Consider the following 21,872-nt stretch of genomic DNA (forward strand, 5'->3'; position numbering starts at 1 on the left):
GAGTAGACGCAAGGAAGAGACCAGGCTGGGCCTGGTCCGGCGGGCGCGGCGGATGAACCGAGCGCTGGAGGCGGCCTTCCCGCACGTCTACTGCGAACTGGATTTCACAACGCCGCTGGAACTGTCGGTCGCGACGATCCTGTCGGCACAGTGCACCGACGTGCGCGTGAACCAGGTGACGCCCGCGCTCTTCGCCAGGTACCCGGACGCGCGCGCATATGCCGAGGCCGACCGGACCGAGTTGGAGGAGATGATTCGGTCCACCGGCTTCTATCGGAACAAGGCCAATTCGATCATCGGCCTGGGGCAGGCGCTGGTCTCACGGTTCGGTGGCGAGGTGCCGGCGAATCTCAAGGATCTGGTGAGCCTTCCCGGCTTCGGGCGCAAGACGGCCAACGTCGTCCTGGGCAACGCCTTCGGCGTGCCGGGGATCACCGTCGACACGCATTTCGGCCGGCTGGTCCGGCGCTGGGACTGGACTCGGGAGACCGACCCGGTGAAGGTGGAGCACGCGGTGGGCGCGCTGTTCGAGAAGCGCGACTGGACCGACCTGTCGCATCGCATCATCTTCCACGGTCGGCGCGTCTGCCATGCCCGCAAACCGGCGTGCGGTGTCTGCGTGCTCGCCAAGGACTGTCCCTCCTACGGTGAGGGGCCCACTGACAAGGGCGTGGCGGCGGCACTGGTGAAGGGGCCGGAGACCGAGCATCTGCTCGCCTTGGCCGGAGTCGAGCAGTCGGGAGCGGCTCAGTGAAGATCCTGAAGGAGCCCGCGGCCCGGGCCACGCTGGCGTTCGTCATCGTCGCGGTCGCGCTGATCGTGGCGCTCTGGCCCCGTGGCGGGCCCGATGACACCGCGGACGGCGGCGGGACGACGGCGGCGACCTCCACCTCTGGTGTGACCGATCAGCAGGTGTCCGAGGACGAGCTGAGCAAGGAGCGCGCGGCGGCCGCACTGCAGCCCTGTCCCGACGGCACGGGGCCGGCCGGCCCGCATTCCGTCCTGGCCGGTGTCACGGTTCCGTGCATGGCCACCGGCGCACCCGTGGACCTCGGCGTGACCACGGCGGGAAAGCCTCTGGTCATCAACATGTGGGCGGTGTGGTGTCTGCCCTGCCGTCGTGAGCTGCCGATCTTCGACCAGTTCTCCACGGACGCGGGCGAGAGCCTGAACGTGCTCGCCGTTCACGCAAGCCAGGGCGGCGACAAACCGTACTTCGTCCTGAAATTCCTGCAGGAGGTCGGGGTGCATCTTCCGGTGGTCACCGATCCGAACGGTGCGGTCGCCAAGGCGATCGGGGCGCCCCGGGTGTTCCCGTCGACCGTTCTGATCCGGTCGGACGGCACCGTGGCCGATGTGCTGCCGCGAGTGTTCGATTCGGAGGCGCAGCTCGCACAGGTGGTCCGTGAGAAGCTGGGTGTCGACGTAGGGGGAGCGCAGTGAGCGGAGTTCCGGTGGGGCCGCTCGTGTCCCGGGACCAGATCCCGCCGTGGCTGCGCCCGGTGACCGACGACCCCGAGGTCGTCAACGAGAAGGTGCTCAGCCGAGGCGGCGGTCGGGCACGGCTCGTCGCGGGCCTGCGCGGACACCGTGCCGCGGCCGTTCTGGTGCTCTTCGCCGGGTCGTTCGCCGCCGACCCGCTGGCGGCCGGAGGACTGCCCGCCGACGCGGACGTGCTGCTCACCGAGCGCGCCGCCACCCTGCGGACGCACAGCGGACAGATCGCCTTTCCGGGCGGCAGCCGCGATCCCGGCGACGACTATCCCGTCGGCACCGCGCTGCGAGAGGCGCGGGAGGAGACCGGACTCACCGACGACGGCGTCAAAGTGCTGGCGAATCTGCCCGCCTTCCCGGTGCCGACCGGTTTCGAAGTGCACCCGGTGCTCGCACACTGGGAACGCCCCAGCCACGTGTACGCCGTCGACCACGGTGAGACGGCGAGGGTAACCAGGGTGAACCTGCGCGAACTCCTGGCACCGGAGAACCGCTTCCAGGTGAGCCGGTCGCTCGTGGGAACCACCGTGTACAAGGGCCCGGCGTTTCTCTACGACGGCATGCTGGTCTGGGGATTCACCGGTGGACTGCTGGCGGCGATCAGCGAAGCCGCGGGCTGGGACGTCCCGTGGGACACCGACGACGTGCGCCCACTGGAGCAGATGATCGCCGAGACCGGCGGTCGGCAGGTGTCGGGGTTCTCCGACCCCCGGGACGGCGGCCTCGCCGCCGACGTGAACGGAGATCGATGAGCGGATCGGTGTGGGTCGACCTGGTGATCCTCGTCGTCGCCCTGCTGGCGGCGCTGAGCGGATACCGCCAGGGTGCGGCAGCGTCCGCACTGGCCTTCTTCGGCGTGGTCCTGGGTGCGGTCGCGGGAATTCTGCTGGCTCCCGTCGTCATCGAACGCTTCGACGACGCCCGGCTGAGGCTGTTGATCGGCGTGGTGCTGATCGTCGTGTTCGTCATCATCGGCGAAGTCGCGGGCATGGTCCTCGGCGGTGCGGTGCGCAGCAGTATCCACTCCCCGGGACTGCGGCGCGTGGACAGCTGGATCGGTTCGGTGCTGCAGGTGATCGCCATCGTGATCGCTGCGTGGCTGCTCGCCTTCCCTCTGCGGAGTACGGACCAATTCCGTCTCTCGTCGGCGATCGACGGCTCGAAGGTGATTCAGACGGTCGACAAGGTGGCCCCGCAGTGGGTGCGCGACCTGCCCGACGAGTTCACCGGTCTGGTCGACAGTTCCGGGCTCAAGGAGGTGATCGGGCCGTTCGGGCAGACGCGCGTGGCGAACGTCGGTCCGCCCGACGCGGCTCTGGTCGACCAGCCCACGGTGCGCTCGGCGAAGCGGAGCGTCGTCAAGATCAGCGGTGTGGCCCGCAGTTGCGGTCAGGCGCTGGAGGGCAGTGGATTCGTGGTCTCGCCCGAGCGCGTGATGACCAACGCGCACGTCGTGGCGGGTACCGACACCGTGAGCGTTCAGACGTCGGCGGGCGGCGATTACGAGGCCACCGTCGTCTGGTTCAACCCGCGCAACGACGTCGCGGTCCTGGACGTGCCGGGACTGCGCGCGCCGGCCCTCGAGTTCGCCTCCGGGCAGGCGCAGACGGGCGACGACGCCATCGCTCTCGGCTACCCTGAGAACGGGCCCTTCACGGTCACGCCGCTGCGCGTGCGGAATGTGGTGGAGCTCAACGGGCCGGACATCTATCAGAGCCCGCGCCAGGTGCAGCGCCAGGTGTACACGGTGCGCGGCAACATCCGTTCGGGCAACTCCGGCGGTCCGATGATCTCCACCGACGGCAAAGTCCTCGGCGTGGTCTTCGGCGCCGCAGAGGACCCTACAGAGGACACCGGCTTCGTCCTCACCGCGGAACAGGTTCAGCGCGATCTCGCGGCTTCGGAGCAGAGCGATTCCGAAGCGGCGACGCAGCAATGCGTCTCGGGCTGATCCGGGATCGATCGGACTCTCGAGCGGCGGCGTTCGTCACCGGCCGAGGAGCTGCAGCAGCAGCGCGTTGAACTCCTCGGGTGCTTCCTGGTGTGCGAAGTGCCCGGTGTCGGGAATGATCCGGTAGTCCATGTCGGCTGCCCAGTGGCGGCTCTGGACCATCACCGAGTCGAGGATGTACTCGTCGTCGTGGCCGCGCACGGCGAGGATGGGGATCGGCAGCCGCTTGTCCATGAGATCCATGAAACGCCGGCCGTCGTTGCGGAACTGCGATCGGAACGCCCACCGCCGGTACTCCAGGCTGCAGTGGGCCACGCCGGGGATCTGAATGGCGAGCCGGTTGCGGGCGATCGTCTCGGCGAAGTCGGGGCTCTGCTGCCAAGCCGGTCCGGAGCGTTCCCGGAAGTACTCCTCGATGAAGGCTCCGTCCGCCCGGGTGAGGCGACGCTCGCCCAGGCGAGGCAGCTGGTTGTGCAGGAACAGCGGGAGAAACGCCGACCGCTCCTCGGAGTTGAAGAGAACGCCGCGCTTGAGCGCGCGCGGATGTGGCGACGACAGCACCGCCACCCGTTCGACGACCGCGGGATGCAGTGTGGCCGTGGCCCAGCAGACGAGTCCGCCGTCGGCGTGACCCACCAGCGTGGCGCTCGTGTGGCCGAGTGCGCGCACGAGTGCGTTGGTGTCGCCGGCCAGCGTCCACCCGTCGTATCCGCGGGGTGGCTTGTCGGAGTCGCCGTAGCCGCGCAGGTCGACGGCGACGGCGCGGTAGCCGGCCTCGGTCAGTGCTTCGAGCTGGTGTCGCCACGACCACCAGACTTCGCCGAAGCCGTGCAGCAGCAGCACCAACGGACGGTCGGCCACGAACCGCTGCGTCTCCACGGCATGAAAGCGCAGACCGTTGGCGCGGACGTCGAAGTGCCGCCACGGTCCATCGAAGCGGACCAGGGTCGGGTCCGGAGGAGTGCTCGTCAATCTGGCGGTGATGGATCAGTTGCGCATCGGGTCGCGCGCAGGCGGGATCTGCGGGTGCGCCATACCGCCGGTCGACTCGTGGTGACCGGGGATCACGGTCGCCAGCTCGTTGACCGATTCGATCGTCTTCTCCGGCGCTCGAAGCCGTTTCAGGAACACGTACCCAGCGACTATCAGGGCGATCGAGACCACCAGGAGCACCAGGAAGACGATGCCGAACGCAGCCCAGGTCGGCAGCCAGATGTCGAGCAGGAAGCCGAGGAACACGAAGAAGAACAGGCTCGCGTACAGCAGCAGCACGGCCGCCACGATCATCAGTCCACCGCCGGCGCCGGCCTTCTTGGCCTCGCGGACCAGCTCGGACTTGGCCAGCGCGATCTCGGCGCGGAACAGGGTGGAGGCGCTCGCGGCGGCGTCCTTGACCAGATTGCCGATCGTCGGTTCGCCGCTCGGTCCGAGGTTCGCGTCCGACATGGGGATCGACGGAACGCGGGGAGCGTTGCTCGGTTCACTCGGCCAGGTGTCGGAATTTCCGCTCACGAATACTCCCTTGAAGATCGTTGGTCGGTCTCATGTTGCCATGTCGGGTCGTACCGCGAAACGACACCGCCGACCCGGGCAGGTCGGCGGTGTCGATGCGGACGGTCCGGCGATCAGCTCTTGCGCGACCGGATGGCTTCGAATACGGACGGATCGACGAGGGTGGAGGTGTCGCCCAACTCGCGGCCCTCGGCGACGTCCTTGAGCAGGCGCCGCATGATCTTGCCCGACCGCGTCTTGGGAAGCTCCGGGACGATGTTGATCTCCCGGGGCTTCGCGATCGGCGAGATGTCGACCGACACCTGTTCGCGGAGTTCGGCGATCAGCGAATCGCCGGAGGCGTCGGCGCCCTCCATGAGGATGACGAATGCGACGATGCCCTGACCGGTGGTCTCGTCCGCGGCGCCGATGACGGCGGCCTCGGCCACGGCCGAGTGCGCCACCAGCGCCGATTCCACTTCGGACGTGGAGATGCGGTGCCCCGACACGTTCATGACGTCGTCCACTCGGCCCAGGACCCACAGTGCGTGGTCTTCGTCGTACCGCGCGCCGTCGCCGGCGAAGTACCAGCCCTGCTCGGCGAAGCGCGACCAGTAGGTCTCCTTGAACCGCTCGTCGTCGCCCCAGATGCCGCGCAGCATCCCCGGCCACGGACGGTCGAGAACGAGGTAGCCCTGCTCGCCGTCGGGCACCGGATTGCCGTTGTCGTCCACCACATTGGCGCTGATTCCGGGCAGGGGGCGCATGGCCGATCCCGGCTTGGTCGCGGTGACGCCGGGGAGCGGGGAGATCATGATGCCGCCGGTCTCGGTCTGCCACCAGGTGTCGACGATCGGGCAGCGGCTGCCCCCGATGACCTCGTGATACCAGCGCCAGGCCTCGGGGTTGATCGGCTCGCCGACGCTGCCGAGGAGGCGCAGCGACGAGAGGTCGTGCGCATCGGGGATCTCGCGTCCCCACTTCATGAAAGTGCGGATGAGAGTCGGCGCGATGTAATAGATCGTCACGCCGTACTTCTCGATCACCTGGAAGTGCCGGTGCTCGTTGGGAGTGTTCGGCGTGCCCTCGTAGATCACCTCGGTGGCGCCGTTGGAGAGCGGTCCGTAGACGAGGTAGGTGTGTCCGGTGACCCAGCCGATGTCGGCGCCGCACCAGAAGACGTCGCGGCCCTCCTTGTGGTCGAAGACGTTGTGGAAGGTGTAATTGGCCTGCGTGAGGTAGCCGCCCGACGAGTGGACGATGCCCTTGGGCTTGCCGGTGGTGCCGGAGGTGTAGAGCAGGAAGAGGGGGTGCTCGGCGTCGAAGGCCTCGGGCTCGTGATGGGGTGACGACTCGCCGACCGTGTCGTCCCACCAGACGTCGCGGCCCTCCACCCAGTTCAGGTTCGGGTCGTGGTTGGTGCGCCGCACCACCAGCACCTTCTCGACCGACTTCGCGGCGTCGTCGCCGGTGCCGAGGGCCTCGTCGACGGCTTCCTTGAGCGGTGCCGGCTTGCCGCGTCGGTACTGGCCGTCGGTGGTGATGACGACCTTGGCCTCGGCATCGTCTACTCGCGACCGGAGGGCGGTGGCGGAGAAGCCCGCGAAGACCACCGAGTGGGTCAGGCCGAGCCGGGCGCAGGCGAGCATCGAGACGACGGCCTCGGGAACCATCGGCATGTAGATGGCGACGCGGTCGCCTGCCTGCAGCCCGATGGACGCCAGATAGTTCGCGGCGCGTGAGACCTCGTCCTTGAGCTGGCTGTAGGTGATGTCGCGCGAGTCCCCGGGCTCGCCGACCCAGTGGATGGCGACGCGATCACCCTTGCCCGCGGCGACATGACGGTCGACGCAGTTGTAGGCGACGTTCAGCCTGCCGCCGACGAACCACTTGGCGAACGGGGCGTTGGACCAGTCCAGGACCTCGCCGAATGGAGTGTCCCAGTCGAGGCGGCGTGCCTGCTGCGCCCAGAACTCGAGCGGATCGGCCTCGGCGCGGTCGTACAGCTGGGCCGTCGCATTCGCGTCGGCAGCGAATTCGGGAGACGGCGGGTAGACCTGATTTGCGCTCGAAGACATCGTCGTTTGCCTTTCCTCTGTTCGTTCATCGACTCCGGCCACACGGTGAGACCGGAACGGGTCTGCAGGGCGAAGAGACTTCCATTGTGAAGGTAATCACTACCGTCTGACAGTGTGACGGCGGGACGGTTGCATGCGGGTTGCGAGCGATGAGCGGTCGGTCGTCAGCGGTCGGCGGCGCTCGCGCAGGTGCCGCTACTGTTGAACGCGTGAGTTCAGATCCGTTGTCGCCGCTGCTCGACCTGCCCGGCGTTCGCGAGGCGTCCGACCGGGCCCGCGACGCGGTCAGCGCGGCACATCGTCATCCGATCAACCTGCGGCAGTGGGACAAGACCTCCCGCGAGGCCTCGTGGCGGGCCGGGCGGTCGTCGGCAGCGATCGACGGCGGCACCACGGACATCTCGCGGTCGGATCTCGGTGACCCGATCGCCGCCGGAGCGGTCCGGGTGGCCCAGTCGCTCGACAGCGATGCGATCGATCAGGCAGTCGCGGTGTTCCGGCGCGCGCCCGCCCAGTCGCTGGCCCGCCTGCACACACTCGCCGCCGCCGACCTGCTCGACGATCCGGAGCTGCTCGGCCGTCCCCGCCCCGAGCCGCATATCGCACAGCGTCTCGACCTGCTCGGGCAGTTGATCACCGGGGGCACGTCGGCGCCGGCTCCGGTGCTGGCCGCCGTGGTGCACGGGGAACTGTTGGCGTTGGCACCCTTCACCGAGGCGAACGGAGTGGTCGCGCGCGCCGCGTCGCGACTGGTCTCGGCGATGACCGGGCTCGACCCGCATCTGCTCGGCGTGCCGGAGGTGACCTGGCTCAAGCGTCTCGGTGAGTACCGGGAACTGTCCGCACGCTTCGCTACCGGCGATCCGGAGGCGATCGGTGCGTGGATCGTTCTGTGCTGCGAGGCGATGGAGGCAGGCGGCGCAGAGGCCAGGGCGATCGCCGACGCGGCCCGCGGCTGATCGGCGGCGTCACCGACGGATCGCCGTCAAGAGTAGGAGCCGCACACATATTTGCGGGCGGCCCACCGATCGGATCTCCGATCGGTGCGGCCGCCCGCAAGCACGGGCCCAAGTGACCAGGCGTGCATATGTGGGTTGTGGTATCCGCCTCGGCGAGGGACTGCTGGCATCTCGTCGTGAATCGAACGTCGGGTTGTCGGCCCAAAAGAGATTTCGCGAATGATGCCCGCAATGTCGCAGGCGCACAACACTTGTGCCAATGCGGCGCGCTCCGCGTGGGTGCTTGCCGCCCGTGCTGGGAGCTTGCCGGTCCGGGGGCTTCTGCCCTTCTCTTCCGGGAGAAGCTGGGCCGTCCGGGGCTCCGTAAGTCATTTGTACATGGTGATTCCCATCACATCAAGCCCTTCGTGAAAAATCTTCACGCGGCCTCTGACCTGGCGTTTTTCGAGTGCCGAAGCTGATAGACGATCGCTGCCGCGGCGGCGGCGCCAATCCCCGTGGCGCACAGCGCCGTACGCGTCACTGTGGCCTTGGACGACCACGGCGATGCGGGTAGCGGATTCGGGAAATCGAATATCTCCCAACCGTTCTCGGTCGCGTGGCGACGGAGCGCCCTGTCTGGATTCACCACGGCGGGGTGGCCGACCGCGGTCAGCATCGGCAGATCGGTGCTCGAATCGGAGTACGCGTAACACTCGTCCAGGCGGTAGCCGCGTTCGTCGGCGAGTGACCGCATGGCGATCGCCTTGGCCTCGCCGAAGCAGTAGAACTCGAGTTCTCCCGAGTATCGACCGTCGACCACGCGCATGATGCTCGCCCGGACCACATCGGCACCGAGGAGGCGGCCGATCGGTTCCACCATCTCGATTCCGGAGGCGGAGATGAGCACGATCTCGTGGCCTGCGCGTCTGTGTTGTTCGATCAGGGCTGCGGCCTCGCTGAAGATCGCCGGCCGGACCACCTCCTCGAGTGTCTCGGAGACGATCTCGCGAACCAGGCCGGCGTCCCAGCCGGTGCACATGTCGGTCACATGCTTGCGGAGCCGCTCCACCTGATCGTCGCCGGTGGAGGCGAGCAGGAATTGCAGCTGCGCAACCGCCGACCTCAGCATTGCGCGACGGGTGAGCAGCCCGCCGTCGAAGAAGGGGCGGGTGAATGCGAGGGCGCTGGATCGGGCGATCACCGTCTTGTCGAGGTCGAAGAATGCGGCGATCCGATCCGATGACGTCGAGGTCACAGGCCGAATCCTAGGTGGAATCCGACGCCCGGGGAAGGGCGCCGGGAAGTGTGACGTAGAAAACACTGGAACCAGATAGTTGGTATTGCAATGTTCGCGTCTACGCGTGTAGCTTGTAGTTATCCGGTTCACGCCGGTAGCTTTCAGCCCGACCCCCCGGGGCTGAAACGCTGATGACCCCGGCCTCCTCCCCCCTGGCCGGGGTCGTCCCATTTCTGCGGTCGGATCTTCCGTTCGAACTTTACGCAAGCGAGACGAACATCGTCGATTGTCTCACCGCGGTGTGGGCGTCGCGGTAGTTTCAGAGACCAGTGCACCCCGGAGGCGGGTGCGTGTCGTCTAGAGTTCGGACCCTCATGAAGCCCTTCGGACGTCTCGTCCTCGCGATCTGCGCGGTGCTGATCGGTGCCACGGCCCTGGTGGCGGCACCTGCTCAAGCCGCCCCCGCCCAGCCCGAGAACTACAACTTCTTCGGCGGAATCCCCTACGAGCTACAGCACCCGGGCGGTTCGCTGCCCGGATCCAACGACTTCCGCTGCAAGCCGACTGCCGCACATCCGCGCCCAGTGGTCCTGGTGCACGGTACCGGCGGAGCACGCACCACCAACTGGGGAGCCTATGTCCCCATGCTCAAGAACCGCGGATACTGCGTCTTCGCACTGACTTACGGCGCCTTGCCGGGCATGCCGTGGCCGCTGACCGCGGTGGGCGGCATGGACCGGATCGAGGTCAGCGCGGGGCAATTGCAGAAATTCGTCGCACGCGTGCTGGCGGCCACCGGCGCGAAGACCGTCGACATCATCGGCCACTCGCAGGGAACCTACATGCCGGAGTACTACGTCAAGTACCTCGGCGGCGCCGACAAGGTGACCAACTACGTCTCCCTCGCGCCCCTGTGGAAGGGAACCGGGTCGGTGAGTCCGTCCATGAATCAGCTCGGTCGGTTGCTCGGCGACGTCCCGATGCCGATGTGCATCGGATGTGGCGGCATGCTCCCCGGATCGTCGATGAACAAGAAGATCTGGCGCGGCGGAAGCCCGTATGTGAAGGGCGTGCACTACACCAACATCATGACCAGGTACGACGAGTTGGTTGTGCCGTACACCGCGGGCTTCGTCCCCGGCCGCCGGGGCGAGTCGGTGGACAACATCGTGGTTCAGGACAGCTGCGCACAGGACTACAGCGACCACCTCGCGATCGCGGGATCCCGCCGGGCGGCGTACCTGGCACTGAACGCGCTGGACCCGGCACACCCGGTCACGGTGCCGTGCGAGTTCGTGCCGCCGTTCACCGGGCAGTCGTAGCGACTGCGCCGCCGGGACCTGTGGACAACGCGATTTCCTGACTCGGCGCCTGCGGGCACGCTCGGAGCATGAGCGATGTGCTGCTGGTCCTGGCTCAGGAGTCTCTCCACGACGATCTCGCGCGGTGCAGTGCGGCCGCCGGCTTCGCGATGGTGGTCGGCGATCCGGCGCGCTGCAGACACCAATGGCTCAGAGCCGCCGCGGTCGTCGCCGATTCGGCGGCTCTCGACGTCCTCGCCGGGCAGGAGTTGCCGCGGCGCGACGGTCTGTTCGCGGTCAGCGGCGCCGGCGACGACGCGCGGTTGTGGCGGTCGGGTCTGGTTCTCGGCGCCGACGGCGGTTTCGTGCTCCCCGAGGAGGAAGCCGCACTGGTCGCAACGCTGTCGCGAGCCCGCGAACCGCGTCGGCATCCGGCGCGTGCGGTCGCGGTGGTGCCGGGGCACGGCGGTGCCGGGGCCAGCACGCTTGCCGCGGCGGTGGCGCTCGTGGCCGCACGGACGACCGGCGTGCTGCTTCTCGACGTCGACCAGGCCGGTGCGGGTGCGGATCTGCTCTTGGGTATCGAATCGGAGCCGGGCCTGCGGTGGTCGGACGTCAACGGGGAGACCGGTTCCATCGGCGGCGCGGCGTTGCGGTCGGCCGTGCCGCGCACGCGCGGTGTGGGGGTTCTCTCCGCCGGTCGCGAGCAGCCCTCGAGTCTGCGCCCGGAGACCGTGCTCGCGGCGCTCGACGCGAGCCGCGGTGCAGGAGACGCGGTGGTGGCCGACGTGGGACGGGAACCGGGGCCGGTCACGGCCGGGATCGTCGACTCCGTCGACCTGACCGTCGTGGTGACCACGGCGACGGTCGCCGCCGTCGCTGCCACCCGCCGCACACTCGACCGTCTGCTCCGTGAGCGCGAACCGCTGCTCCTGGTCCGCGGCCCGTCGCCGAGCGGACTGACCGCCCCTCAGGTCGCCGATGCCGTCGGACTGGAACTGCTCGGCGGTTTCCGAGCCGACGCATCGTTGCCCGGTCGATGCGAGGCGGGCGGGCTCACGCTGCGCCGGTTCTCCCCGCTGACCCGAGCAGCCGAAGCCGTCTGCCGTCGCGCACGAGTGGGTGCCCGGTGACCGGCGTCGACGCCGAGCTGCTCGAACGGGTCCGGCATCGTCTCGCGGCCGAGGCGGGGCCGGGAGCGCCGTCGCCGGGACCGGAGATGATCGCGTGTGCGATCCGTGCTGAGTCCGGCGGGCTGCTCGGCGACACCGACCTGCTCGCGGCGTTGCGTTACCTGCAGACGGAGATGGTCGGCGTCGGACGTCTCGAAGTGCTGCTCGCCGACCCCGCGGTGACGGACGTACTGGTGGTCGGACCGCGGCAGGTGTGGGCCGACCGCGGTGACGGTCCGCAGCTGACCGACGTGGTGTTCGACGACGAGGCGAGCGTGCGCCGCCTGGCCGCGCGGCTGGCGCTCAGCGCGGGCCGGCGGCTCGACGACGCCCAGCCGTGGGTCGACGGCCGGCTCACGGGAGTCGGCCGCAGCGGTTCGCATCTGCGGCTGCACGCCCTCATCCCCCCGCTGGCACCCGACGGAACCTGCATCTCGCTGCGCGTGCTGCGGAGTGCCACACACGATTTCGAGGCGCTCGTCTCGGGCGGCTCGATCGACGCCGAGGTGAGCGACCTGGTCGCAGGCGTGATCGCGGCTCGGCTCGCCTTCTTGGTCGTCGGAGGGACCGGGGCGGGCAAGACCACTGTGCTGGGGAGTCTGCTGGGTCTGGTCGACCCGAGTCAGCGGATCCTGTGCGTGGAAGACGCGCCCGAACTGGAGCCGTGCCACCCGCACGTGGTGCGCCTGGTGGCTCGCGCGGCCAACGTCGAAGGCGTCGGTGAGGTGACGGTCCGGATGCTGGTGCGGCAGGCACTGCGAATGCGACCCGACCGGATCGTCGTCGGGGAGGTCCGGGGCGCCGAGGTGATCGATCTGCTCACCGCGCTCAATACCGGGCACGACGGCTGCGCGGGCACGCTGCACGCCAACTCGATCACCGAGGTCCCCGCCCGGATGGAAGCGCTCGCGGCCCTCGGCGGGATGGCGCGCGACGCTCTGCACAGCCAACTCGGTCCCGCGATCTTATCTGTAACTTGGTTACGGTGTATCTGACTGTGAATCACATGACGGTTTAGATTGTGGGTGACACCCCTCCAGTCGGGTGTACCCGTCGATAGGGCTTACGTGGGCGTCGAGGACCGGCGTGGAGTCGTTTGAGATTGGCAGTCGGGGGCCAGCAGAGGATTGGTTCCGTGATTCATCCGGTAAGTCGTTCCCGATGTCACACCCGGGCGAACTCTCCGGGAGTTCCCTGATGCGGTTGCCGGGTCTGGGATGCTGCAATCGAGGTATGCATGTGGGCGAGCATGTATTGGTGAGTATTTCTCGGCAACTTGGGCGACCTGCCGGGATTCGCGGTCGAATCGTTGGCCGGGTAGTGAATCGACGCAATCGTGAACCTATCGCTGCCGCGGTGGAGGCTGCTGGAATCCGGGCGGGTCAAGTAGTCGCCGATGTCGGGTTCGGTGGTGGTGTCGGATTAGGGTTGTTGCTTGATCGTGTAGGGCAATCGGGCATGGTGCACGGATTCGAGATCTCCACAACGATGATCGACGGCGCACAGAGACGCTTCCGTCGCGAGGTCCAAACGCGGAGACTGTCACTGACTGCCGCGCCGATGGAGGCAGGGCCTTGACCCCGCGGGTTGGACACGCTTGATCCTGGTCTCAGACCAGGGAAAGCGAGAAGATCTAACCCGATGGCAAAGAAAAATTACTCCGAAGAGTTCCGCCGCGACGCAGTCGAGCTGTACCGCGACACCGGCGGCGCGACCGTAGCCGGGATCGCCGCCGATCTCGGCGTATCCCACGGCTCCCTGACCACATGGCTGAGAAATGCGGGTATCCCGATCCGCAGACCCGCCGCCACCGCTCCGGGGCCCGGCACCGGCGAGACACCCGAGCAGGAAGCCGCCAGGCTCCGCGCCGAGGTCGCACACCTACGCGCGGAGAAAACCAAGCTCGAAACCGAACGAGACATCCTGCGGTCGGCGGCAAAATATTTCGCCGGAGAGACGAACTGGTGAACCGCTTCCAGTTCGTCGCAGACCACTCCGACACCTACCCGGTGAAGCGGTTGTGCCAGGTCATCGATATCGCCCGCTCGTCGTACTACGCATGGATCAACGCCGCCGAGAAACGAGCCGCCCGGGCCGCAGCCGACGCTGAACTCGCCGACAAGATCCGCGCCGTCCACACGGTGGACAACACCTACGGGCGGCCCCGGATCACCGCCGAGATCAATCACGGACAACCCGCCGACCAGCGGATCAATCACAAACGGATCGCACGGATCATGCGCGCCAACAACATCGAGGGCCTGCGACTGCGCCGAAAACACCGCACCACCATCGCCGAACCAGCCGACACTCCGTCGCCGGACCTGCTCAACCGTGATTTCACCGCGATCGCACCGAATACCCGATACGTCGGTGACATCACGTATCTGCCATGCGGGGACAATGAGTTCTTGTATTTGGCCACGGTGATCGACTGCTTCTCCCGCCGCCTGGTGGGCTGGTCGATCGCCGAGCACATGCGTACCGAACTCGTCGAAGATGCCTTAGGTGCCGCAGCACTGACCCGCGGCGGTCTTGCCGGTGCAGTGTTCCACGCCGATCGCGGAAGTCAATACACCTCAAAGGGTTTCGCGATGATCTGCGCGAAGTTGGGTGTTGCGCAATCGATGGGAGCGGTGGGCACGAGCGCGGACAATGCCCTGGCCGAGTCGTTCAATGCGACACTCAAACGCGAAACGCTGCAAGGCGCAGCCCGCTGGGAATCGCCCCGGGCGGCAAGGCTCGCGGTGTTCCGGTGGATCACCCGCTACAACACCCGACGCCGGCACTCGTACTGCAACTATCTCAGCCCTGCCGACTACGAAAACGCTCACACATCCGATAGCCTGCAGAAAGCCGCGTAATCACAAACCCCGTGTCCAGTTTCCGGGGTCAAGGCCCTCCCGTGGATCTCAGGGTTCGAGATCAGATGTAGCGACAAACTTGGTCGGCAGAGCAAGTGCTCGGCTCTGGTTTGCTCGCGTTCGCGTGAAGTTGGGAGATGGTCTCCCTGAGGACGAGAAGCTCTGCGATCTGGGCATCGAGCGCGTCGAGCCGCTCGCCTAGCAGACTCTTGACATGTGAGCACGGCGCTTGGCCGTGCCCACGGATTTCCAGGATCTGCCGGATTTGGGCGAGGGTCAGCCCGGCCGCTTGGCCCCGATGGATGAACCCGACCTGGCCCACGGCGTCGTCGGTGTAGTCCCGGTAGCCCGAGGCCAGTCGTTCCGCGGGAGAGAGGAGCCCGGACTCCTCGTAGAACCGCAGGGTCTTCGTCGTGGTGCCGGTCGCCTCCGCGAGTTGCCCGATTCTCATGTGCGCCGAAGCCCCCATCCGTGATCGCCAGACTTGACCTTCCATCGTACTGGAAGGTTGATAATGGCTGACAGGAGTTCCTGAGTCACGGCGAAGAGGTGTCTGAATGAGCGGCGAGCAGTTCGATTTGGCGATTGTCGGCTCCGGGGGCGGGGCCTTCGCGGCCGCGATCCGGGCCACAGGACTGGGCAAGCGTGTCGTGATGATTGAGCGCGGGACTATCGGCGGGACGTGCGTGAACACCGGGTGCGTGCCGTCGAAGGCTCTCTTGGCTGCCGCGGAGGCCCGCCACGTCGCGTCGGACTCGGCCCGCTTCCCTGGTGTGGCGGCCTCGGCCGGGCCGGTGGACATGCCGGCACTGATCAAGGGCAAGGACGCTCTGGTTGAGAGCATGCGAGCGGAGAAGTACGTCGATCAGGCCGCCATCCACGGGTGGGACATGGTCGAGGGGGAAGCGTCGTTCACCGGAACCCCGGATGCGCCATTGCTCCAGGTCGCCTCGCCCGGCGGCGCGCTGCGGACGATCGAGGCCGAGCAGTACCTCGTGGCCACCGGCTCTGCGCCCCACGTGCCGCACGTTCCGGGACTGGTGGAGGCCGGGTATCTGACGTCTACCACGGCGATGGAGTTGGACGAAGTGCCAGAGACATTGCTGGTTCTGGGCGGGGGCTACGTCGCGCTGGAGCTGGCGCAGTTGTTCTCCCGGCTGGGCTCCCGAGTGACGATGCTGGTCCGTTCCCGGCTGGCCTCGCATGAGGAGCCGGAAGCGTCCGAGGCGTTGGCCGGGGTGTTCGCCGATGAGGGGATTCGGGTGGTCCAGCAGGCCGCCGTGAACGCCGTGGCACGCGACGAGGACAGCGGAGAGATCGTCGTCTCCGCAACAGTGGACGGCGGGCAGGAGACTTTCCAGTCCGCGAAGCTGCTGGTGGCCACGGGGCGACGGCCCGTCACCGCGGAGCTGAACCTCAACCAGGTCGGGGTGGAGACCGGCACGTCCGGCGAGATCGTGGTGGATTCCCGGCTGGCCACATCCAATCCGCGAGTCTGGGCCGCCGGGGACGTGACCGGACAGTGGGATTTCGTGTACGTCGCGGCGGCACACGGCGCTCTCGCGGTGGAGAACGCGTTCACCGACACCGTCGCCGTGGTCGACTACCGAAACTTGCCCCGCGTCACCTTCACCAGCCCCGCCATCGGGGCGGTCGGGATGACCGAGCAGGAAGCTGTGTCCGCCGGGATCTCCAGCGTTAGCCAGGTGCTACCCCTGGAATTCGTCCCGCGGGCGCAGGCCAACCGGGACACCCGAGGCTTCATCAAGGTCGTCGCCGATAGCGACAGCGGGCAGATTCTGGGCATCTCCGCTGTGGCAAAGGACGCCGGGGAGCTCGCCGCCGCCGGCGTCTACATCCTCGAGGGGGCAATGACGACCGCGCAGGTCGCCGCCGCGTGGAGCCCGTATCTCACGATGACCGAGGGCATCCGGATCGCCTGCAAGGCGTTCACCACCGACGTCACCAAGCTCTCCTGCTGCGCGTGAGCCCGCGACCCCGCCTCTGAAACAAAGGAATCACATGACCGCCATCGACGAGAAGACCCTCGCCTATCTGCTGTCCCCCTCCAGGTCAGGGCTCGACCCGAGCCTGTTCGTGCCGCTCCTGCGGCTGCTGGCCGAGGGCGAGCCCGTCACCATCGCCGAACTGGCCACCGCCAGCGGACGGAGCGAGAACACGGTCCGGCGGGGACTGTCCTCAGTCCCCGACGCCGAGTACGACGACGACGGCCGCATCCTCGGCCTGGCCCTGACTCTGCGGCCCACGCCACATCGCTTCACGGTGGCGGGGCGGCAGCTATACACGTGGTGCGCGCTGGACACTCTCTTCTTTCCGGCACTGATCGGGAAGGCCGCGACGATCGAGTCGACCTCCCCAGACAGCGGGATCTCCGTCCGGGTGACGACAGGCACCGACGGCACGATCACGTCCGTGCAGCCCGACACCGCCGTCCTATCCCTCTTGATCCCGGACCACGACGGCCCCGTTCGGTCCTCGTTCTGCAACCAGGTGCACTACTTCGCCTCCCGCGAGGAGGCCCAACCGTGGCTGGACGCACACCCCGACGGCGAAGTCCTGGACATCGAGGCTGCGCATCGGGTCGGCGCCGCCGTCGCATCCTCGATGCTGGCGCAGGCCGACACCGCTGATCTGGACTCGGTCACGCAAGACGCCTACTCCGCGCCTTGACACCTACCGCGCGGAGGCAGCACACGAAAGCTCCGATAAACCCCGGAGAACGGCGCGATTCGTCTGATGAATGAAGTGACCATCTCCGATGGCTCGGTCGTATGTGCAGAGCAAAACCCTGACCCCGACCGCCTCGCAACCCCCATTGCATAGTTATGCGCCACTTCGGGTCGTCTCTCATTCGTTCGTTTCTCGGACACTGCCGGACTCACATCGGGAGGTTCGGTCGTGTCAATTTCAGAAGACGGCTGCACTCTTTGCAGGTGTTTCGAGGGTGAGTGCAGTGGTCTTCTGACATCCTGATGTCAGAAGTGCGGTGCACGGTCGCACGTTCGGCTCTCGGTGACAGGGAGGCTTGTGATGGACCCTGACAAGCTCGACGTCGTGGAGACCGGTGTGCTGACCGCGTCGGGGGAGCGGTGGTCCCAGGCCGAGACCCGTTTCGCTGTCCTGGCTCCCTTGCTGGAGATGCATCCGGTGCGTTCGGAAGCGGTCGACGATGCCGCGCAGCGGTTGGGATTGTCCAGGCGGCAGGTCTACACGTTGGTCGGCAGGCTCAGGAACGGGACGGGGACAGTCACCGATCTTCTGACGAAGGTCTCGTCGGGTGGGCGTGGCCGCAGCCGAGTAACGGCCGAGGTCGAGGACGTGATCGGCGATCATCTCACCCGATATTTTCTTCACCGTCAGAAGCTCAGTGTCGCTGCGCTGCATCGACGTATCGCGTTGGCGTGCCACCGCGCGGGTCTGCCTGTGCCGGCCAGAAATACCGTCACCGCGCGTATCGCCGCGCTCCATCCGGCATCGGTGGCCAGGTCACGCGGAGGACCCGATGCCGCCCGCCCACGTCAGTCCGCCGGCGACAGTCCACCGACGGTGTCGGGGATTCTCGATCAGGTCCAGATCGACCACACCGTCGTCGATCTGATGGTCGTTGACGAGTACGAGCGGCAACCGATCGGCCGCCCCTACCTGACGATCGCCATCGATGTCTTCAGCCGTTCCGTACTTGGGTTCGTCGTCACTCTGGAGCCGCCGTCGTCGATATCGGTCGGGTTGTGCCTGGGCCGCGTGTGCTGCGAGAAACAGACATGGCTGGAGGCATGCGAGTTCGCGGAGCAGGTGCACTGGCCGATGGCAGGGAAGCCGAAACAGTTGTATCTCGACAACGCCTCCGAGTTCAAAAGCGAAGCGCTGCGTCGCGGATGCGCCCAGCACGCGATCACACTCGAATACCGTCCTCCGGGCCGACCGCACTACGGCGGGATCGTCGAACGCATCATCGGAACGGCGATGACGGCGGTGCACGAGCTGCCTGGGACCACCTTCTCGAACCCCGCGGACCGAGGAAGTTACGACTCGGACAAGCACGCGGCGTTGACATTGCGTGAGTTGGAGCGCTGGCTGGTCCTGGCCATAGCCTCGTATCACGCGAGCGTTCACACAGGGATCGGGAACACTCCGGCCGCCGTGTGGGCCGGCGCGGTCGCCGCAGTTGGTCATGCCCCTCGTGTGGTGCTCGGCGAAACCGCGTTCCTGGTGGACTTTCTTCCCGTCATCCGGCGACGTCTGACGCGCACGGGCTTCGTTCTCGATCACGTGCACTACTTCTCGAACGCGCTCAAACCGTGGGTTGCGCGGCGAGAGGATTTGGGGCGGTTCGTGATACGACGTGACCCACGCGATTTGAGCAGAATCTGGGTCCTCGAACCAGAGGGTGCCGGCTATGTCGAGGTGCCGTATCGGACGATGTCACATCCCGCGGTGACACTGTGGGAGCACAGAGCTGCTATCACTCGTCTCCGCGAACAAGGTCGGTCGAACGTCGATGAGAGCGCACTGTTTTCGATGATCGAGCAGATGCGCGAGGTCACCGACCGCTCGCAGAAAGCTACCCGCAAAGCCCGGCGCAACCGTGCCCGCCGTATGCATCTCACCGGCGTCGCGTCTGCACCGATCCCGGCGATTCACCCGCCGGAGGAGCCTCGAGCGGACGGCGGCACCGCAACGCCGGTCTTCAGCGACATCGAGGAATGGTGAGGCGATGACCGCATCGATGGGAAGCAGCGACGAACCCACCGAGTCGTCCGGCGAGGGTTTGGGGCACCTGCGGGAGTCGGTTCGACCGCTCACCGTACTCGACGATGCGGAGCGGATCCGGTTGATCCGGTCGGAGAGGTGGATCGGGTATCCGCAGGCTCGTACGGTCATCGACCATCTGGAGACGTTGCTGTCGTGGCCGGACCGGCAGCGTATGCCGAACCTACTGTTGCTCGGTCCGACGAACAACGGCAAGTCGATGATCATCGAAAAGTTCCGGCGCACTCATCCGCCGATCAGCTTGTCCGACCGCGAGCAGATACCGGTGTTGTGCATGCAGATGCCCCCGGACCCGTCACCTGGCCGGTTCTACCTCGCACTGCTCACAGCGTTGGGAACACCGACCCGACCACGCAATCGGGTCCACGAACTCGAACAGCAAGCATTGATGCTGCTCCGCGCCACCGGCGTACGGATGTTGATCATCGACGAGCTCCACAATGTTCTCGCCGGCCGCGACAACGTCCGCCGCGAATTCTTGAACGTGCTGCGATTCCTGGGCAACGAACTACGCATTCCTCTTGTCGCCGTCGGAACCCGCGACGCCTACCTCGCCATCCGGACCGATCCTCAGCTGGAGAACCGATTCCACCCCATGACTTTGCCGGTCTGGACCAACACGGCCGACGCCAGATCACTGCTGGCCAGCTTCACCACGAGCTTCTCCCTCCGCAAACCCTCGCACCTGACATCACCGGAGATGACCGACTACCTCCTCACTCGCTCCGAGGGCACCATCGGTGAACTGACAACGCTGCTCACTGCCGCAGCAGTGACCGCCGTCGACAGCGGAGAGGAAGCGATCACCTCATCGGTGCTCACGCGCACTCCGTACGTCGGCCCCACGGAGCGCCGCCGCCAGTTCGAGCGCCACCTCGCATGAACGCGCGGCTCGCACCTATGCCCGATGATGCGTACGTTCGCCCGTGGCCGCTGCACCCGCAGCCACTGCCAGGTGAGGCCCTCTCGTCCTGGTTGGCCCGGATATGCGAGCTGTATCCGCACATCAGGCCTTCTGACCTGCTCGCAGACCTCGATATCGATTGTGCTGTCGAGGATCTCGACCGCTACACACCGGAGCCGATACTTGCCGAGCTGGCCGTTCGCGGCGCAGTTCCGGTAGAGAGGGTACGGATGATGACGTTGGCGGGGTGGACACCGTGGCTGCTCGACAGCACCGACCCCGCCGACTGCGACTTCGACACCTACGTCCACCAATTTTCGATCCTGCTACCGGCCGACCTCGCGAGGGAGGATCGACGACGCCGCACACCCACGAGCGAGGCATGGTTGCCGTGGGCTAGCACTCCGCGCAGTCGGGCATGCCCGGCATGTGTCGACAGCCTCGAATCCACTGCTGATATCAACATGACTCTGCTGCGTCAATATCCGGTGCTGAGCAGCTGCCTCGACCACCGTTGTCGACTCGAACCCTGCTCTGCTTTCCCTGGTCATGCGATCTTCTGGGATCAGGTCCGGTTCGGTTCGGACGAACGGGTCTCGCCCGTTCCGGTTTCTTCAGCGGTCACGGACCTCGATCGGCGCAGCACCGAGGCTCTGACGACGGGATGGGTGGAACTCGGCTCAGGCCGGGTACATGCCGCAGTGTGGTTCCGGCTTCTGCGCACCGTCGTCGACGAAGTGTCCTCGCCACTGGTTCGCACCGGACGGTGGGCGACGAGACTCGTTGCGATATGGAGGGCCGCCGGTCGTTCTCGCCCGTTGCGGACCGCGTGGGTTCCGTTCGAGGACCTGCACTGGGACGAGCAGGCGAAAGTCCTCGAGGCCGCAGCGATCGGCATCGCGATGGTCGAGAGCGGTGAGATCAATGCCGGCGGTGCGCACGCATCTCTGCTGCGCCCACGACCCTATGAGCCGGTCGATCCCGGGACACCTCCGACGCGCTCGTCCTATCCCGCACCCGAGCGCGATTTATGGGCTGACGCGCACGCTGCAGCCGAGGCCGCCATCGAGGCAGCGCGCGTCGATCCCGCATCCGCCAGTTCGTTGTACAACTTCCTGCGCTGGGGGTGCCGCACCGCAGCGGAGCTGGATGAGACGGTGCGACTGTTCGTCGACCACGGGATCCCGCTGCAACATCCGCCGACGTAGTTCTCGCCCGATGGAGCGGGGTCGTCCGCGACGCACACGCGGCGATGGCCTGTAGGATCTCATCCTCTTTGTCAGTCGCGAACTGGGGTTTCTCATGATCTTGTCACCTGTGGGTTCTCACTAACTTGTCAGAATCCTCAGGCCAGCACTGCTCCCCGGCCGGCGCGTCATAGTTCGAGGTTGCAGTGCTGAAGCGGCGGGTTGCTAGGAGACCGCTACGCGACGTGAACTGCGGCTTGTGAATGGTCGAACCGTCCGACCGGCTGAACAAGGGCGATCGAACGCCGGCCGGTGTCGTGGCGATGTTCCCGGATGTGACGTGTAAGGGCTCGGGACATGCTTGACGTCGTGTCGTCGGGACATCGTTGACGTCTCACGCTTGTCGGTGGTCGCAGTCAGAGTGTGGGGGGTGTCCTTCTCTGCTGAGACTGAATCCGATG

At 66.7% G+C, this 21,872-nt stretch carries 19 protein-coding genes; 14 read left to right on the top strand and 5 right to left on the bottom strand.

Annotated elements, in window-relative coordinates:
* The first annotated feature begins 52 nt into the window (after window positions 1-52).
* The 4 genes from nth to ABFX36_RS03265 are packed head-to-tail and all read left to right on the top strand — an operon-like array spanning window position 53 to window position 3,445.
* The gene (nth, locus tag ABFX36_RS03250; protein WP_278127465.1) at window positions 53-754 is read left to right on the top strand and encodes an endonuclease III; all 702 of its coding nucleotides are present in this window, start codon (window positions 53-55) and stop codon (window positions 752-754) included.
* Entirely contained in the window at window positions 751-1,443 is a 693-nt protein-coding gene (locus ABFX36_RS03255) for a TlpA family protein disulfide reductase (protein WP_278125334.1), read from the top strand. The genes nth and ABFX36_RS03255 overlap by 4 nt, the downstream gene beginning before the upstream one ends.
* Window positions 1,440-2,246 carry an NUDIX hydrolase gene (locus ABFX36_RS03260; RefSeq protein WP_039867779.1) on the top strand — a complete coding sequence of 269 codons (807 nt, stop codon included), beginning with the start codon at window positions 1,440-1,442 and terminating at the stop codon, window positions 2,244-2,246. Before ABFX36_RS03255 ends, ABFX36_RS03260 begins: the two co-directional genes overlap by 4 nt.
* Window positions 2,243-3,445 (top strand): MarP family serine protease, encoded by a 1,203-nt coding sequence (locus tag ABFX36_RS03265; protein ID WP_346074875.1) that lies wholly within the window; start codon window positions 2,243-2,245, stop codon window positions 3,443-3,445. Before ABFX36_RS03260 ends, ABFX36_RS03265 begins: the two co-directional genes overlap by 4 nt.
* 36 nt (window positions 3,446-3,481) lie before the next feature.
* Here the strand turns inward: ABFX36_RS03265 and ABFX36_RS03270 are convergent, their stop codons facing one another.
* From ABFX36_RS03270 to acs, 3 genes are all read right to left on the bottom strand, one after another.
* Entirely contained in the window at window positions 3,482-4,417 is a 936-nt protein-coding gene (locus ABFX36_RS03270; RefSeq protein WP_278125332.1) for an alpha/beta fold hydrolase, read from the bottom strand.
* Between the two features lie 15 nt (window positions 4,418-4,432).
* Window positions 4,433-4,957 carry a phage holin family protein gene (locus tag ABFX36_RS03275; protein ID WP_006897360.1) on the bottom strand — a complete coding sequence of 175 codons (525 nt, stop codon included), beginning with the start codon at window positions 4,955-4,957 and terminating at the stop codon, window positions 4,433-4,435.
* 113 nt (window positions 4,958-5,070) lie between these two features.
* A complete protein-coding gene (gene acs / locus ABFX36_RS03280) occupies window positions 5,071-7,014 on the bottom strand; it encodes an acetate--CoA ligase (RefSeq protein ID WP_006897359.1) in 1,944 nt (647 codons plus the stop codon).
* Window positions 7,015-7,223: 209 nt separating this feature from the next.
* Here acs and ABFX36_RS03285 point away from each other — a divergent pair, with 209 nt between their 5' ends.
* Window positions 7,224-7,973, top strand: a complete 750-nt coding sequence (locus ABFX36_RS03285; protein ID WP_045537288.1) for a Fic family protein — start codon at window positions 7,224-7,226, stop codon at window positions 7,971-7,973.
* A gap of 418 nt (window positions 7,974-8,391) precedes the next feature.
* Here ABFX36_RS03285 and ABFX36_RS03290 read toward each other — a convergent pair whose 3' ends face one another.
* Entirely contained in the window at window positions 8,392-9,210 is an 819-nt protein-coding gene (locus ABFX36_RS03290) for an HAD family hydrolase (protein WP_045537290.1), read from the bottom strand.
* 356 nt (window positions 9,211-9,566) lie between these two features.
* On the opposite strand from ABFX36_RS03290, the gene ABFX36_RS03295 reads away from it, so the two are divergent.
* The 4 genes from ABFX36_RS03295 to ABFX36_RS03310 all read left to right on the top strand — a co-directional run bounded on the left by ABFX36_RS03295 (window position 9,567) and on the right by ABFX36_RS03310 (window position 14,529).
* Complete coding sequence (locus ABFX36_RS03295) at window positions 9,567-10,514, top strand: esterase/lipase family protein (RefSeq protein ID WP_045537292.1); 948 nt, start codon at window positions 9,567-9,569, stop codon at window positions 10,512-10,514.
* 68 nt (window positions 10,515-10,582) lie between these two features.
* Complete coding sequence (gene ssd / locus ABFX36_RS03300) at window positions 10,583-11,626, top strand: septum site-determining protein Ssd (protein WP_346074880.1); 1,044 nt, start codon at window positions 10,583-10,585, stop codon at window positions 11,624-11,626.
* On the top strand, window positions 11,623-12,660 hold the full coding sequence (locus ABFX36_RS03305; protein WP_346074882.1) for a TadA family conjugal transfer-associated ATPase: 1,038 nt from the start codon (window positions 11,623-11,625) through the stop codon (window positions 12,658-12,660). Before ssd ends, ABFX36_RS03305 begins: the two co-directional genes overlap by 4 nt.
* 646 nt (window positions 12,661-13,306) lie before the next feature.
* A protein-coding gene (locus ABFX36_RS03310; RefSeq protein WP_085950748.1) for an IS3 family transposase occupies window positions 13,307-14,529 on the top strand; the annotation gives its coding sequence in 2 pieces (ribosomal slippage) (window positions 13,307-13,613 and window positions 13,613-14,529; 1,224 coding nt in all).
* 61 nt (window positions 14,530-14,590) lie between these two features.
* Here the strand turns inward: ABFX36_RS03310 and ABFX36_RS03315 are convergent.
* A complete protein-coding gene (locus ABFX36_RS03315; protein WP_030537294.1) occupies window positions 14,591-14,980 on the bottom strand; it encodes a heavy metal-responsive transcriptional regulator in 390 nt (129 codons plus the stop codon).
* Window positions 14,981-15,086: 106 nt separating this feature from the next.
* Here ABFX36_RS03315 and merA point away from each other — a divergent pair, with 106 nt between their 5' ends.
* From merA to ABFX36_RS03340, 5 genes are all read left to right on the top strand, one after another.
* Complete coding sequence (merA, locus tag ABFX36_RS03320) at window positions 15,087-16,517, top strand: mercury(II) reductase (RefSeq protein WP_006898163.1); 1,431 nt, start codon at window positions 15,087-15,089, stop codon at window positions 16,515-16,517.
* Between the two features lie 34 nt (window positions 16,518-16,551).
* Window positions 16,552-17,220, top strand: a complete 669-nt coding sequence (merB, locus tag ABFX36_RS03325; protein WP_006898164.1) for an organomercurial lyase MerB — start codon at window positions 16,552-16,554, stop codon at window positions 17,218-17,220.
* A gap of 396 nt (window positions 17,221-17,616) precedes the next feature.
* A complete protein-coding gene (locus tag ABFX36_RS03330) occupies window positions 17,617-19,260 on the top strand; it encodes a Mu transposase C-terminal domain-containing protein (RefSeq protein WP_428832038.1) in 1,644 nt (547 codons plus the stop codon).
* A 4-nt stretch (window positions 19,261-19,264) separates the two neighbouring features.
* Window positions 19,265-20,203 carry a TniB family NTP-binding protein gene (locus ABFX36_RS03335; protein ID WP_006898166.1) on the top strand — a complete coding sequence of 313 codons (939 nt, stop codon included), beginning with the start codon at window positions 19,265-19,267 and terminating at the stop codon, window positions 20,201-20,203.
* Complete coding sequence (locus ABFX36_RS03340; RefSeq protein WP_051999703.1) at window positions 20,200-21,432, top strand: TniQ family protein; 1,233 nt, start codon at window positions 20,200-20,202, stop codon at window positions 21,430-21,432. The genes ABFX36_RS03335 and ABFX36_RS03340 overlap by 4 nt, the downstream gene beginning before the upstream one ends.
* Window positions 21,433-21,872 lie beyond the last annotated feature (440 nt).

Origin of the sequence: Gordonia cholesterolivorans, assembly GCF_039531975.1 — a bacterium.
GTDB classification, from domain to species: Bacteria; Actinomycetota; Actinomycetes; order Mycobacteriales; family Mycobacteriaceae; genus Gordonia; species Gordonia sihwensis.